This window comes from Vibrio sp. 1751, assembly GCF_033339895.1.
In the GTDB taxonomy this organism is placed as follows: Bacteria; Pseudomonadota; Gammaproteobacteria; order Enterobacterales; family Vibrionaceae; genus Vibrio; species Vibrio alginolyticus.
The window spans coordinates 24,568-38,645 of sequence record NZ_JAWOVM010000008.1; the positions used below are offsets into that span (position 1 = coordinate 24,568).

13 protein-coding genes are annotated in these 14,078 nt (G+C 40.7%); 6 read left to right on the plus strand and 7 right to left on the minus strand.

Features of this window, described 5'->3' with window-relative positions:
• The first annotated feature begins 184 nt into the window (after positions 1-184).
• A complete protein-coding gene (locus R7041_RS04910) occupies positions 185-2,230 on the plus strand; it encodes a response regulator (protein ID WP_017821553.1) in 2,046 nt (681 codons plus the stop codon).
• Between the two features lie 103 nt (positions 2,231-2,333).
• Here R7041_RS04910 and cqsA read toward each other — a convergent pair whose 3' ends face one another.
• The 3 genes from cqsA to R7041_RS04925 form a co-directional block, all read right to left on the minus strand.
• Positions 2,334-3,515 (minus strand): alpha-hydroxyketone-type quorum-sensing autoinducer synthase, encoded by a 1,182-nt coding sequence (gene cqsA / locus R7041_RS04915; protein WP_017635350.1) that lies wholly within the window; start codon positions 3,513-3,515, stop codon positions 2,334-2,336.
• A gap of 337 nt (positions 3,516-3,852) precedes the next feature.
• Positions 3,853-4,797 (minus strand): ribosome biogenesis GTPase YlqF, encoded by a 945-nt coding sequence (gene ylqF, locus R7041_RS04920; RefSeq protein WP_054866316.1) that lies wholly within the window; start codon positions 4,795-4,797, stop codon positions 3,853-3,855.
• Positions 4,798-5,102: 305 nt separating this feature from the next.
• Complete coding sequence (locus R7041_RS04925) at positions 5,103-5,678, minus strand: hypothetical protein (RefSeq protein WP_318114678.1); 576 nt, start codon at positions 5,676-5,678, stop codon at positions 5,103-5,105.
• Positions 5,679-5,856: 178 nt separating this feature from the next.
• Between R7041_RS04925 and R7041_RS04930 the strand changes: the two genes are divergently transcribed.
• Both R7041_RS04930 and R7041_RS04935 read left to right on the plus strand, forming a co-directional pair.
• Positions 5,857-7,296: a hypothetical protein gene (locus R7041_RS04930; RefSeq protein ID WP_225467814.1), complete on the plus strand. Its 1,440-nt coding sequence runs from the start codon at positions 5,857-5,859 to the stop codon at positions 7,294-7,296.
• 255 nt (positions 7,297-7,551) lie between these two features.
• Positions 7,552-8,196, plus strand: a complete 645-nt coding sequence (locus R7041_RS04935; protein ID WP_225467812.1) for an inovirus Gp2 family protein — start codon at positions 7,552-7,554, stop codon at positions 8,194-8,196.
• A 291-nt stretch (positions 8,197-8,487) separates the two neighbouring features.
• Here the strand turns inward: R7041_RS04935 and R7041_RS04940 are convergent, their stop codons facing one another.
• Genes R7041_RS04940 through radC form a run of 3 tightly spaced genes read right to left on the minus strand, consistent with a single transcriptional unit; the run spans position 8,488 to position 9,854 of the window.
• On the minus strand, positions 8,488-8,910 hold the full coding sequence (locus tag R7041_RS04940) for a DUF2787 domain-containing protein (RefSeq protein WP_225467810.1): 423 nt from the start codon (positions 8,908-8,910) through the stop codon (positions 8,488-8,490).
• Between the two features lie 57 nt (positions 8,911-8,967).
• The gene (locus R7041_RS04945) at positions 8,968-9,399 is read right to left on the minus strand and encodes a DUF2787 family protein (protein WP_225467808.1); all 432 of its coding nucleotides are present in this window, start codon (positions 9,397-9,399) and stop codon (positions 8,968-8,970) included.
• Positions 9,396-9,854 carry a RadC family protein gene (radC, locus tag R7041_RS04950; protein ID WP_225467806.1) on the minus strand — a complete coding sequence of 153 codons (459 nt, stop codon included), beginning with the start codon at positions 9,852-9,854 and terminating at the stop codon, positions 9,396-9,398. Before radC ends, R7041_RS04945 begins: the two co-directional genes overlap by 4 nt.
• A gap of 143 nt (positions 9,855-9,997) precedes the next feature.
• On the opposite strand from radC, the gene R7041_RS04955 reads away from it, so the two are divergent.
• The 3 genes from R7041_RS04955 (at position 9,998) to R7041_RS04965 (ending at position 12,928) form a co-directional block, all read left to right on the plus strand.
• A complete protein-coding gene (locus tag R7041_RS04955; RefSeq protein ID WP_213960629.1) occupies positions 9,998-10,177 on the plus strand; it encodes an AlpA family transcriptional regulator in 180 nt (59 codons plus the stop codon).
• A 120-nt stretch (positions 10,178-10,297) separates the two neighbouring features.
• Positions 10,298-10,441, plus strand: coding sequence for a hypothetical protein (locus R7041_RS04960; RefSeq protein WP_225467804.1), 144 nt, complete (start codon positions 10,298-10,300; stop codon positions 10,439-10,441).
• A 231-nt stretch (positions 10,442-10,672) separates the two neighbouring features.
• Complete coding sequence (locus R7041_RS04965) at positions 10,673-12,928, plus strand: ankyrin repeat domain-containing protein (protein ID WP_225467802.1); 2,256 nt, start codon at positions 10,673-10,675, stop codon at positions 12,926-12,928.
• Positions 12,929-13,206: 278 nt separating this feature from the next.
• On the opposite strand, the gene R7041_RS04970 is transcribed toward R7041_RS04965, so the two are convergent.
• Positions 13,207-14,067: a helix-turn-helix transcriptional regulator gene (locus R7041_RS04970; RefSeq protein ID WP_225467800.1), complete on the minus strand. Its 861-nt coding sequence runs from the start codon at positions 14,065-14,067 to the stop codon at positions 13,207-13,209.
• Between the last annotated feature and the right edge of the window lie 11 nt (positions 14,068-14,078).

A 14,078-nucleotide genomic window follows, 5' to 3' on the forward strand; every position in this document is an offset into this window, starting at 1 on the left:
TTGGTTGTAAATCAAGTGTAGCTGTCTTAAAAGATTGAAACTAAAGATAAGTATTGCGAGCTGTTTACGTCATTTCGCGCTGCTTATAAATGATGATTAATATATAATTAGTTAATAATAAAACGATAAAAGTGAATCAAAATCACACTATTGTGCGTCAGGCGGAGTAAGCAAAACAGATTATATGGACTCGATACGTAAGGTTTATCAATATGCAGAACCAAACCTAACTCTCGTTGGCTGGATGGGGTTTCTTGGCTTTCCGCTGTACTACTTTGTCTGGGAGTTTGCCTTTCCACAGGCTTATGAAAATTTACCTCTTAGATTGTTTTGCTCGTTATTGTTTTTCGGCATCATTTTTAGAAACCGCTTATCATCGACTTGGAGAGATTATGTTCCTATTTACTACCAAGTGACGATAACGCTGTGCTTACCGTTTTTCTTTTTTTATATGTTACTGATGAATGACTGGTCCAATGTATGGGTTATGTCGTTTATGTCTGCAATTTTCTTACACATTTTACTGGTTCATGTTACTAGGGTCATGTTTGCTCAAACCTTTGCTGGGATAGGTTTAGCAACATTCTTCGCTTGGGTTGCAAAAGGGTTCCATCTTGACTTGACCATGGATTGGACTCATGTGCCAATCTTTCTGTTTATTTATGTCTTCGGTAATTTGTTCTATTTTCGTAACCAAGTTGAACATGAAGCGAAAGTCTCGCTGGCAAAATCATTCGGGGCAGGGATCGCACATGAAATGCGTAACCCGTTGAGTGGGCTTTGCACTTCAATAGATGTTATCCAGTCGATCTTGCCCAACATGAAAGAGGCAGGAAAAGAGCAGTACGTCATGAGTGTAGAGGATGTCACCTTATTACGTGAAGTGAGTCAGGATGCAATGAACATTATCCAATCGGGTAATGAAACCATCGATTTATTGCTGACTTCGATTGATGAAAATCGAGTTTCTCGTTCTAGCTTCAAAAAATATTCAGTTCACTCGGTCGTTGAACAGGCAATTGAAAGCTTCAGTTATAAACGTGCCACTGATCGATTTGCCATATCGCTGGATGCGAGAAGTGAGTTTGAGTTTCTAGGTAGTGATACATTACTTAAATACGTTATGTATAACCTCTTCAAGAATGCCTTCCATCACCGTAAATCTGAAGATTTTCACATACATGTATCCATGATAAGTTCAGAACGCTTTAATCAAATTGTTGTAACCGATAATGGTGCTGGCATTGCTCCTGATGTTCTACGCAATATCTTTCAAGACTTTTACACCACTGGCAAATCAGGAAGTTATGGTTTGGGTCTACCGTTTTGTAAAAAAGTCATGCGTTCATTTGGGGGGAACATTGAGTGTCAATCTCAGTTAGGGGAGTGGTCTCAATTTACGTTAACTTTCCCACTAACGACATCTGATACCGTTACTGAAATCAAAAACGATCTGACTAAACTCAAAACCATTCTAACGGTGACTAGCCAAGATATCTTGGTGTCTAAAGTAACAGATATTAGCCGTTTTATGGGCTTTGACTCGACGATTTTAGATGCCAACCAAGTACTCAAAAAGAAAGAGTACGAGTTCGAATTCGATCTGATTTTTGTCGATCTTGAGAGCTTAGATCCAAGAGCAAACCAATTGGATAGATTAGAATCTCTCTTGTCTTTCACTGAAGCACGCATAGTTTATCTTTTTGAGCATCATCCGACTCAGAGAGCACGTAAGGCTGCATATGAACCTATTTGGATCGAAACGCAAGCCTGGTTATTGAATACTAAACCAACTATTGAGCGTCTCTTATATGATTCAAGCTATGTATCGACACCAACGGCCTCGGTGACGTTAGATAATTCAAATAAGCGCACAATTATGGTCGTGGATGATAATGAATCTTTGCGTAAATTCACGGCAATGTTACTTGAAAAGCAAGGCTTTGAAGTGATTCAGAAAGAAGACGGGCAGCAGGCTCTGGATACACTAGAGCAAGAAGATGTTGATCTCATTCTGATGGATATCGAAATGCCAATTATGGATGGTGTAGAAGCGTCTAGGCGAATTCGAAGCTCGGATAAAAACTATGCGTCGGTACCTATTATTGCACATACAGGGGATAGTTCACCTGTCACGTTGGACAAAATTGGGTCTTCGGGTATGTCTGACTTCATCGTAAAACCGGCGGATAAAAATCGTTTGTTCGATAAAATCGCAAACTGGATCTAATCATTCGCGACTTGTTTTCTTGAGGCGAGTTGCTCACAACGAATAATACGAATAAAGAGCTCAGCAAAACTGTTGAGCTCTTTAGTTTTATCTACACACTAACTTACACAAACTCTAAGTCAGGGTGTGCAAATGCTTGTTGGCAGACAGTGAGTACATGATCAACTTCAGCAGCTGTCATGTCTGCATTGACTGAAAAACGGATGATGTTTTTGTTCCTTCCAGTTGCAGGGCGGCAAAACACTGCGCCGTAAACATTTCGCTCTTCGAGAAAGTCGCGGACTCGCTCAGTGTTTCTCTCGTTACCACATTCTAATGCGATAATTTGTGATTCACTGCGAATAGTAAATCCAATGCGTTTTAAACCAACGGCTAAAGACTTGGCTCTTTCAAACAGAATATCTCGCTTATCATCTGATTTTCTTATGACGTCCAGTGTTTTCTCTAGCCGAATGATCTCTTGCGGTAATACGGTAGAACTAAATATTGCAGGGTACGCCACAAATGGAAGCGTCTTCGCCAGTTTTTCTGGGCCTAAAATCGCGCCAGCACGATAAGCAAATGTCTTGGCAAGACTAACGGTAATAAAATCTACCTTATGAGTTAAGCCAAGACCCTGCAGTATCCCCGCACCTTGTGGACCGTGTGTACCTAAAGAGTGTGATTCATCTACAACCAGGCCGCAGTCAAACTCCTGTGCTATTTCGTAGATATCACGTAGAGGAGCGATGGTCCCGATAGTGCTGTAAACCGAATCCACAACAATGATCCCTGAACCGTGACGTGAAATCTGTTTTCTTAGGTGACTGGTGTTGTTATGCATGAACGGATGAATTTGTGCTCCGGCAATACGTGCGCCTTCCCACAAAGACATATGTGCAAAGAAATCAATGTACACAGGTATGTTCGGTGCACAAATAGTCTGCAATAAACCGACATTCGCAGCCCAACCAGATTGAGAAAGTAGACAACTAGGCATACCAACGAAACTGGCTAGTTGCGTTTCAAATACAGGTTTCGATTCATCGTCTTGTAAGAAAATCGCGGACATCACGACGTTGTCATCGTGCTGGGAAATCGCATCACGATGCGCGTTTTGAATCTCCTTATTATGAGACAGTGCAAGGTAATCATTGCTTTGCAGGACAACGGCATTACACGGTGGGCGTTTACCAAGAACAAGGTGTTTTTTGTTCTCATTCGGTTCGATTAGATCTTGAATATAAAAATCTAGGCGTTCCTCGATAAAGGAGGGAAGTGGTTTGCTTTGTATAGTTTCACTCATAATAAATCTCTTCTTCATATGGAAAAACGCCAGCGCTGACACTTATTCATATTGCGGATTTTGGGGAGAGTGTCACTAACCAGGTTGCATAAGTTTGCAGACCCTTGCAAACTCGACATTTGAGGGTTGGATGGTGGCTGTAACTCTATAGGGGCCCGGGGTCTAAACTAGTTTGTGCTTAAAGTTTATACGGCGATTTTGCGGTGTTTTTTCGTGCTTCATATCTGGGATTTTGGATGAGGAATATAAAGTTTGAAAAGTGAAAAAAATGGGCGCATTAGATAACAAAAAAGGCGCGAAAATCGCGCCTTGAAACATGAGTAGATAAGAGACAAGCTTATCGCTTATTACGTAAATAGCGCTTACGACGCTCTTCTTTACGCTTCGCTTTTTCTTCTTCTTTACGGGCGGTCTCAATCTCGACTTCAATCAGCTCTTGAGTGATCATTTCTGGGCGTTCTAATGTAATTTGGCCCAAAGTGCCTTGACGAAGTTCGTGCAATAAGATCTCTGATACTTTGTGCAAGTCAACACGTCCACCTGCACGTAGTGCACCGCGGCGACGACCAATTTCTTCCATGATCTCGATATCTGATTCTGGAAGCTCTTCAATTTGATAACGCTCTTTAAGCTTGTCTGCATAATGAGCTGCTAGGTATTCAATGGTATAGAATGCGACTTCGTCATATTCCATCGCTGTATCTTTTACCGCGCCGGTAGCCGCAAGGCGGAAGCCACTGTGTGGATTTTCCACTTTTGGCCATAAAATTCCTGGAGTATCAGATAATACGATGCCATTTTGCAGGTTGATACGTTGTTGACGACGTGTAACCGCGGGTTGGTTACCTGTTACAGCGATTGTTCGACCTGCGAGGGTGTTAATGATCGTCGACTTTCCAACGTTTGGGATGCCCATGATCATGGTGCGAATGTTTTTACCAATTTCTTCTCGGTGTGGGGCAAGTTTGCGGCAAAGCTCCATGATTCGATGCACTTCTTGTGGTTCAGAAGTCGTGATCGCCATTGCTTTTACATGTTGCTCTTGCTCCAAGTGCTCAATCCACAGTTGAGTTAATTCTGGATCGGCCAAATCACGTTTGTTCAAAACTTTAACGACAGGTTTGTCACCACGGATTTGAGAAATCAAAGGGTTTTCACTACTGAAAGGAATACGAGCATCCAGTACTTCGATGATCACATCCACTTGAGGGATTGCTTCTTCGATCTCTTTACGTGCTTTGTGCATGTGGCCAGGAAACCATTGAATATTATTGTTAACCATTTGAAAAACATACCTTTTAATTTTATGGTTAAGCTGGTGGGGTATCAGGTGGGGTACCAAGTAATAAAATTATATTTTGGGGATACCAGAGGAACTGTCTAAGTCACCCATAGCCGCATCAGCATTTAATGTGATGATATTAACATTTTCTAACGTGAGAGGATATTTTTGTTCGTTGGGGACACACTGAGTTGAACCCCAACGCTTACCTGGATTCCCTTGTATTATTAAACAGTGTCAATAATGACGTCTTCTTAGCGAACCGGTACTGATTACATGTAACCAAGGCAGTTACTCAGAATTATTTACAATGGGTACTCTTTCTGTTGATTGGCTTGCAGCTCTGACAGTCTTTGTTTTAGTTCGTAAATCTCATGTTGCAGAGTGGTAGAATCAAGTTTTTTTAGGAACACATCCTTATTGAAGAGCATGCATATGTAGTTAGTGTCTATCCTAGTTCCTGGTCTCGCATTCTCTATAATTCTTTGCAGTTCTTTTGTTTGCCGTTCTATATTTTTTGCATTGAGTAATGTAGTTTCAACCACATGACTTAAGCTGCACTTTTCACGTTTAGCCAACCTTTCTAGCTCTTTTCTGGCTGTAATTGAGATTGTATACGTGCCCTCAACTACTTTATTTTTGGTCTGCTTACGTTTTTTCCAAGAGTTCCATGCCGCCTTAAGATTTCGACATCGCTCTCTAGAGCTTGAGTCTTCTGGCCAACTTGTGGCGATCAATAAAAACTCTTCAACAGACTGCTGCGGAAGTAGATAAGATCCATTAATAGACTTCGTATTTCCCTGTTTTTTCGCTATATATTTTGCTAGCCATTCCGCTTGTTTTTGGTCGGTAGGGTTTATCCAACTTAATCGCTTCTTCATCTTACTATTCATTTCAAATCCATTGAGTTACTCACTTCAATAAACTCTCATTCTGTCACGATATAAGAAATAAAAACGTGACGGAGTCACATTGTATTAAACAAGTTATCAAACTAGTTGTCTTACATGTTAATATTCTTTATATACACTCTGTTTAAGGTTGCTTTTTAGTCAGATTATGAAGTTGAAATCCTTAAAAAACTACACTCCAGAGTCGATCTATTTGCTACTATTTTTGCTCAGAAAATATGGTTTGAATGGGCAGTTTACTGAATCGGTCGACGAGATTGTTCGTGATAGTAAAGCAACGAGAAACACCGTCGTTGAACTGTTTAGAGATTTGAAAGAAGGTGGTTGTGTGGTTGTCGAACCATCTTGGGTCGTTAAAGGGAAGGGAAAAAATGTTTATCATTTCACTGAAAAAGTAGATGAGCTTTTGAACTCAGATAGTTGTTTAAAAGCTGTATGTGAAAGCATTAAACCAGCTACAGCTTCTGTAATGAATAGTGACTCATTACAATCTTTTGGCGGTGTCAATTTGAAAATCCGTAATTCAAACAGACTGTTTCTCTCAATCCTCGTCGCACATGCGGACGAGTTTGGTACGGTCTCTAATTTGAGCTTTTCTGATATATCGAAATCAATGGGGGGGATTAGTAGAGACAGATTTAAATCACAACTGTCAACCGCAAAAAAAATGGGAGTAGTTGAATACCATATTGCAGGGGTAACCGGAAAACGGCTTTTCGGTAAGACCAAAAGTACTTTTTACCTGAATATTTCTCATCCTCTATTGGAATTAGGCTTTTGTCACTTAGGTGAGTTGAAAATACACCTCAAAGAGGTTTTTGATGGGACAGAGAAGACTGAATCTATCGCGTTAGGAATTGTTAGTACGTGTTTATCACGAGACAAAACGAAGCATTTTTTTTCGAAAGTAAACAAAGACGGGATTATAACTGAGTTCTACAAGTGGCCGGTGGAAGTTTCTTGCTTGAGACCTATTGTCAATGCTAACCCCAACCCTTATGAAGTATTATCTGTAGTGGGGCATTATAGAGATAGGGTGGTTCTTGAACAGCTACAATTGGTACTTAACGATCTAGCTTCCGAGATGATGTTTCGCAATTGGATAGAGCATTCCGATATCATCTGGACGACGCATATGCGGGAGTTACTTTCATGGAAAAAAATTTTGCCAACAAGGGACAGAATCCTGTTGAAGGCAGAACTTCACCCTATAGAGAACATTGACGAGTTGTTATTACGCCGTCACGAGTTAGCATTGAGTGACGAGGCTAAAATTTATCTTGAGATAGTGGCTTGGCTGTTAGCTTTGGCTAGAGAGATAGCACTGAGGTTTGAACGACTATTGAAGCTTATTTATAGTGAGCAAACCTGGGAAGGGGGCGAGTTTGGGATTAGGCCCATAGTTCATGATGGTCACACCGTACGTCGTTTACATATTGTACTTAAGTCGACTTCTTGCCAAGGGTCGTGTGAAGTGCGAGTGGGGAAACATGATGAAATTAGAATCCGTGGCCAAGAATGGAAAGTGATAGAAATACCAAACTTCAGAGATATGTTTAGAACCAGCTTCATGCATCAGTTTACATAAAATGTTACGAGTTTTTATCAGAGTGATGGTTTATGTTTATCTTGTTGGTAATTCCGGGGAGTTAATACATTAGATTGCTGAGAAATTCAGAGGCATGATCATGAGCGCAATGTCGGTATGTTAATACTAAAGAGTTTATATCTTTCAATATCACATTGTTTATAGGCTTTGAATAGAACGTTGCTGTCACCCTGCTAAGTAAAAAATAACATCCATGATGTCTTCTATGAATTAACTTACTCAAGGAGAACAATCATGCTAAATTTCAATCAACAGTTTTTTAATAACCTACCAGTTCTTGATGGTTATGAGTTGAAGGACAGTTACTTAAACGCAATACAAAATGTCATGATCAATGCGTTGACAGATCACCCTAGAACGATGATGGTCCGATTTGACTTACATTTACCTAGTCAGGTTAATTGCCCAGATTATCCACAAGGGTACGACACTTATGTTATTACACGGTTTATTGAATCAATGAAAGCTCATTTAAATGCAGATTTGGAAAAAAAGCGAAGAGAAAATATAAGAGTACATCCCTGTCATCTTCGTTATATTTGGGCCAAAGAAATGAATGAAGCTTTACAACCTCATTATCACGTGGCTTTTTTTGTTAACAAAGATGTATACTACACTTTAGGGGAATATCGTTGGGTGAGTGGTAACTTGGCAGGAATGATTTATCAAGCATGGCATAGTGCGCTGGGCTTTGACTTTGAGGGAGTGCTGAGTTTGGTGCACTTTCCGATGGACACACCTATCTACTATATAGATTGCAATTCTGAAAGCTATATCACCCAGTATAATGAGGCATACAGACGTTTGAGTTACCTTGCTAAGGTGGAAACCAAACAGTACGGTGACCGAACGAAGAATTTCTCATGCAGCAGGAAGTAAAAAAACAGTTTTTTTACTATGATATGTGTTTGAAAATTCAAGTACTTTAATTACCTATTTGGTAATTACATGATAGCGATACAGTTAAGTTATTATGCGATTGGTGCTGAATCGTGATGCAGACAGAAAAGGGATCTGCTGATCCCTTTTCGATTATTTGCCAATCTGTTTGTAATGATAGGTTAGTAAAGCATTGTTACTGATAAATTATCAGCAACGCCTATCCGACTCTTATGAGCATACTTCTTTTAGACATATAGCCTCTGAATGAGCAGAGGCCTTTTTATGCGGTCACGACGATTTGATATCATCATAAATCCCCATGGTTAAATAAGATAAAAAGTTACTCTCCCATAACTGGTAAAAGTCACGAACCTCACATCTATCAATGTTCGTCCAGCCCAATCCTGTCAGGTAAACTTGTCCCGTTGAAACATCAAAGTCCACGCATCTTTCAAGTTCAGGGTAAACATTCCCAACATAAGCAAAGTCTGTGATGTATTGAATTAACCATGTGTTTGATTTGGTCCATTGTAGTGATACTTCGACTGGATGATACCCGCCAGCTTCTGCGCTGTATGCACTATCACGAAAATTTAGAGTGATGGAAGTTTTACCAAGTTCAGAGTGCTGTTCAATTTGGCTTAGCAAAGTTTGAAACATTAATTCTGAGATGGGCAAAGCGCAAGGCTCAAATTGGTGTTGAATAGCCATAGTCTTTTCCTTTAATAAACGTTTATTTAATTTGTTGATAATTAACCAGAAAGAGAATTAAAAAGATTTCACAAGCGTGAGAACTTGAATGTCAAAGCTGTTTTGTCGTACGTGTTGAAGAAAGGCGATCAACCAACTCTGGAACAAGCCGGTCACTTCTGGCCTGTCAAGTTCACAGCGTTTGATGTCCGGCTGGTAGAACCACCTGAAATGAAAGTTAAAGTAAAGCGATACATCTAAGCTCTCTGAGTTCAAGGTTGGGTAGTCAAACGTTGCAACAAACCGAATCTCCCAGCCCGCATTCTCATCTGTTCTTTCAATCTGAATTTCCACTGGCTGAATGCCTTGTTTGTCGATATAGAACTGTGAACATTTAAAGTTAAGTGCCAGTCTTTTGGCATTAGATGGAATAGCGTATTGATTTAAAGTGAGAGCTATGAATTTGTTGAAGGGCTCAAGTGAAAGTAGGTAAGCATTACTACTGTTCATAACCACCCCTTTTCGGCAAATGAAACACAGTCACTGCCAACAACTATGTGATCGAGTGTTCGGATATCAATTAATGCTAGGGCTTCTTTTAGCCGTGTAGTTATCTGTCTGTCCGCCTGTGATGGCTCGGATACTTGTGACGGGTGATTGTGTGCAAAAATTACCGCAGCCGCATTAGCCTTGAGCGCTACTTTTACCACTTCTCTCGGGTAAATACTTGCGGCATCGATGGTTCCAAAGAAGACCTCGCTGTATTCGATGAGCTGATGTTGACTGTTAAGTAGCAAGACGGCAAATACTTCGCGTTCGTAATGTCCCATCTTTATTGTCAAATAGTGTTTAGTTACTTGAGGATCGTTAAATACATCTTTTTCCTGCAGGTTTTGTTTGAGTAATTCTGCAGCTTTTTCTAAGACTTGTTCCGCCGTGGCAGGGCCATGTATGACGTATTTCATCGCGTATTTCCTATCATCATTGTGGGTTTGCACCGTGATGATATGTGGTTGAAATATTCCCGAGTTTTGAGGGGTTGCGGACCTCTTGTGAAAATTGACATGCACCACTCATCAGATGAATTAACTATCAAAAGGAATTCATCATGAGATTTTTAAAATTAAAAGAAGTAATAGAAAAGACTGCACTGAGCCGTTCAGCGATATACAGGAAGATGGATGAAGGAAGCTTTCCACAAACTGTAAGTTTGGGTGATAGGGCTGTTGCTTGGATTGACAGTGAAGTAGAAGAGTGGATGGAAAAAGTTTTACATAGCCGAATCTAAAATTAGTGTCTGTTTAGCGAGTACAAGGTAATTAATAAAAAAACTCTCCACTTACCCAGATGTGTACTTTTGATGTTGTTGATAACTTGTCTGTGTTCAAACACACAAGGAGAAATGAGCATGTCAAAAGCAAAACCAACACCAATGACGCCATCGGCAGCATCACGTATTCAAAGTGCTCAAGCAAAAGCTAATGGTGGTCAAATCGCCAAGGGAACTTTCGCCACAAGAGCACAATCTGCGGCTGCAAAAAACAGTAAGTAACGGGAGTGTGGGGGAGGGTCATCTCTCCCCCTTACTTATTATGACAAGGTATAGTAATAACAAGGATATACAGAAGTTAGTTTGCCAGCTAATAAAGCACAATTGGAAATTCCAAAGGCGTAAAAAACATGGCTCTATCTTCTCGCCAGCAGGGAAGCGATTCACAGTGCCGAGTACACCAAGTGATAAAAGAGCTTTTCAAAATTTTAGCAAAGATATTCAACGTTCATTATGACTAGTAAAACAATAGAAACACCTTACTTCTCTGTTCAATACTTGCTCAGAGAGTTCGCGAAGGGATTAGGAACAAAGTCCTTAGCTGGAAAGAAAATTGATGATGCATGTAAAAGTTCAGAAATAAATCCGCATCATCTAGCAGCGCTAAAACAAGAACTGATTCATGAACCGCTTACCAAGTATGTCAATATTTACTTTGCGGATCATGTTTTAGAGCAATTTGAGAGCGTAACTGATGTTTATCTCAACTTGATAAAGTCAGTTCCTCTGGACGGGGTAAATGCAGGCTTAGCACAACAGTTTCTTGAACGTTACTTTATGACATTTGCTGTCGCTGAGATTTGCGCTAGTTCTTTAAATGGTATGCGTCTTACACCCAGAGATGTTGCGTGGAGTGATAAGACTTTGATGTCTCTTGTGATAGAAAAACTTGATGGCTCAACTGAGTGGCAAAAATTTCTAATCGAGAGTACGGACTCCCAGAGAGAACGTCTGCGAACTTGGTCGTTAGGAGCTGAGCTACCTGACTTAACCAGTATTGCCTCTCTTGGTAAGCAATGGCAGCGAGGGAATAGCTGGGGGACATATAAGGCGAGGTTTATAACTGCACGTTTGTGGGACTATTTTTTTCACCGCAGTGGCTATACCGACTTAGCTATTCTTAAGCATCAGTCCCCAAAACAGTGTTTAGAAATGCTGGTTAATCAATTATTCAATCTTCTTCAGAAGGGTACCGCTAAATATCAGGCTACAACGCCTTTAGCACTAGGGTTGTTTGATTTACTAAGCTTGCGACAACCTAAAGAAACTGGTTCGAGAGAGCACTGTTTTGAGTTACTAGGTCAGCTTAAGCAACAGCAAGATAGGTTGGATATAAACTACGAAACGACATATTACTACCATTGGATGAATGCTCGTTTTTACCTGCATTCGGGAGAACTTTTGGCCGCAGTTGACGCGTATAAAAGCGCGTTTGAACAGGTTATTTATAGGCAAGGTGAAAATGCCGAAAAAATAATCGTCGAAGCCATAGTTGCGGCATGCCGCTGTCCAAAACCAAATAAAAGGTTTATCAATCGGTTGAGGCGAATGGCTGTGATAATGAAGATCGATTTGATGCCACCAGATCATAGTAATGATGAGTACAGAGCTAAACCTGATGAGATTGAAGGTTGGGAGATTGCAGCATTTAGTCATTACTTCAGAGATTTCTTTACCTTAGATTCCTTCTTCCCAGACGCGCCATATCCCAAAGATCCGCATGATAATAATGGTGTATGGATGGTAGATGAAACCGCTTATAAGTTGGATATCCACAAGCCAAATAAAGTCTTCTCCGTTGGAATAGAAGGCGGGTTAGTGAAGAAAATGCCGCAGTTGGTTTATTTCTCGATGCTAGATGACACAGATGCTATTTCAGCTCTTTTAGAGGGTGGAGCGGATGTAAACAAGCTCTCTTCAAGCAACGAGTCTGCAATTCTGCTCGCAGTGCAATCTATGCAAGTTAATGTTGTTCCGTTGAATTCAATGAGCGATGAGTCATTCAATATATTGAGTAGAAAAGCACACAAGCGAAGTGTATTGGACGCTCTAACAGATAAGAAAAAACTGTCTCCATTGGGTTGTGCTGTTCAGACGGGACGATTAGACGTTGTCAGTAAGTTACTTGAGGTGGGGGCATCAGTGGATAGAAGGCATGACACTATTGGTGAAACTCCCTTGTTTACGGCGATAGGTTTAATAGCACACCATACTCGGCCAAACTTCAATGCAATACATTGGGAAGCAATGAAATTCTCAGAAATGAACTTACAATCTGTGCGAGCCCATTCAGCAGGGCTGTTACCTCATGATTTAGAGCATTTAAAGGCTGTGATAGAGAGGCAACAAAGCGATCCCAGGTTCCAATGTATGCATGAAGTCGTCAAGGCTAGAGAGCTGAACAATATTCTGGAACATACAACAGCTGAAGGGTTTCGACAAATTGCAAAACTCTTAATAGAACAAGGGGCTGATCCCAATGCAAAACACGATACGGCAATGCTTGGGTATACGCCACTGATGCTAGCCATTGAGCTAGACGAAGCTGAGCTGGTGGAAGCGATGATTGATTCAAAGTATCACCAAGCCAATTTCGGTGACACTTGTATCGATTCGCGCTCTCGGCAACGAGTAGATCTCGAACAATTGATGAGAAATTGGCGCTCAAAGAAGGTATCTAAAATGTTAACGGAACGGTTTTCTGATTAAATTGAAGCTCTAATTTCTGTGGAGACCTCACAGAGTAATTGTTGTTTGGCTCAGAACAGTGGAGCTTTCTGACCTGAGCTTTGTCTATGAAGAAGGTTAATATTCATAGGACCTATCTAAGAGGTTTCCAGCACAAGTACCACTCCACGAGGGCGTTACAGCTTTTGTGGAATGCTCTGATTATTACCGGCTAAACTCTCAACAGCAATTCAAGAATGTTACCAAGTCTTATAGTTTACATGCCTTACCAAAAGCGTGTTGTATGTTCCTAAGCGCACCTAGAAAAACAAATACGGCTTCAGCTCTTCAAAATTCCCAATGATAATCTGCTGACCTTGAGGGTTGGAATCAAGCACATTAATGTCGATGTTGTAAGCATCCAAAACATAGCGAACCAACGCGGCATTGGTCTGTATCTGGAGGATGTTTCCCTCCATACCGTAATCATGGGCAATAACTGAAGCCTGAGCCTCGGTCAAGCGTGGATCTGGTTTTAATTCGACGCGAAGTACAGTATTCCATAGTTCGTCGTTACCTTGTCCCATTACTTTTTTATCTTCAAGGCTTGGGATACCGCGAATTCGACTCAGTACAAAGTCCCTATAACCTTTTGCGTGTTCACAGTAGGCTCGAACATGCCAACGTAATGGGGTACAAACTAGCGTATGGGGTGAAATTATACGTTCTACTTCGATCCCATCTTTAAGCGATGTGTAGCTTATATCGACACGTTTTTTATCTTTAATAGCTTGGACTAGCGGGCGAAGTATCTCTGGCGAAATATTGCGTGTTACGGGTCTAACCATCGTCGTATTCTCAAAGCCCATATTGAGCTCACTAAATGTGATGGCCATATCTTCAGTGCGAGCGAGGATATGCAGGTACTCATCAGCATGACCGCTAGTTAATTTGGGTTTAAAGCTATTACTAGGCTTGTAGCCTTTTAACTGTTTGTCATAAACAAGGTTGCCAGGCGCAATATCAGCTAGATAAGAGTTGATGTCTTTCGATGCTTGTTGTCTACCAATACCAAAATTTTTAATCAGATGGTTCGTGGTTAAGCGGCCTTCCCACAACGCAATAATCTCAATCATTCGATATCGAAACAGCAGATCCCATCGAATTGGCCATTTACTCATTATTTGATTCC

Coding starts and splice junctions, on each gene's coding strand:
- R7041_RS04960 (WP_225467804.1), top strand. CDS start 10,298: ATGTCAAAAGCAAAACCAACACCAATGACGCCATCGGCAGCATCACGT.
- radC (WP_225467806.1), bottom strand. CDS start 9,854: ATGAAATACGTCATACATGGCCCTGCCACGGCGGAACAAGTCTTAGAA.
- R7041_RS04945 (WP_225467808.1), bottom strand. CDS start 9,399: ATGAACAGTAGTAATGCTTACCTACTTTCACTTGAGCCCTTCAACAAA.
- R7041_RS04955 (WP_213960629.1), top strand. CDS start 9,998: ATGAGATTTTTAAAATTAAAAGAAGTAATAGAAAAGACTGCACTGAGC.
- R7041_RS04925 (WP_318114678.1), bottom strand. CDS start 5,678: ATGAAGAAGCGATTAAGTTGGATAAACCCTACCGACCAAAAACAAGCG.
- R7041_RS04940 (WP_225467810.1), bottom strand. CDS start 8,910: ATGGCTATTCAACACCAATTTGAGCCTTGCGCTTTGCCCATCTCAGAA.
- R7041_RS04965 (WP_225467802.1), top strand. CDS start 10,673: ATGACTAGTAAAACAATAGAAACACCTTACTTCTCTGTTCAATACTTG.
- R7041_RS04910 (WP_017821553.1), top strand. CDS start 185: ATGGACTCGATACGTAAGGTTTATCAATATGCAGAACCAAACCTAACT.
- R7041_RS04935 (WP_225467812.1), top strand. CDS start 7,552: ATGCTAAATTTCAATCAACAGTTTTTTAATAACCTACCAGTTCTTGAT.
- R7041_RS04930 (WP_225467814.1), top strand. CDS start 5,857: ATGAAGTTGAAATCCTTAAAAAACTACACTCCAGAGTCGATCTATTTG.
- R7041_RS04970 (WP_225467800.1), bottom strand. CDS start 14,067: ATGAGTAAATGGCCAATTCGATGGGATCTGCTGTTTCGATATCGAATG.
- cqsA (WP_017635350.1), bottom strand. CDS start 3,515: ATGAGTGAAACTATACAAAGCAAACCACTTCCCTCCTTTATCGAGGAA.
- ylqF (WP_054866316.1), bottom strand. CDS start 4,797: ATGGTTAACAATAATATTCAATGGTTTCCTGGCCACATGCACAAAGCA.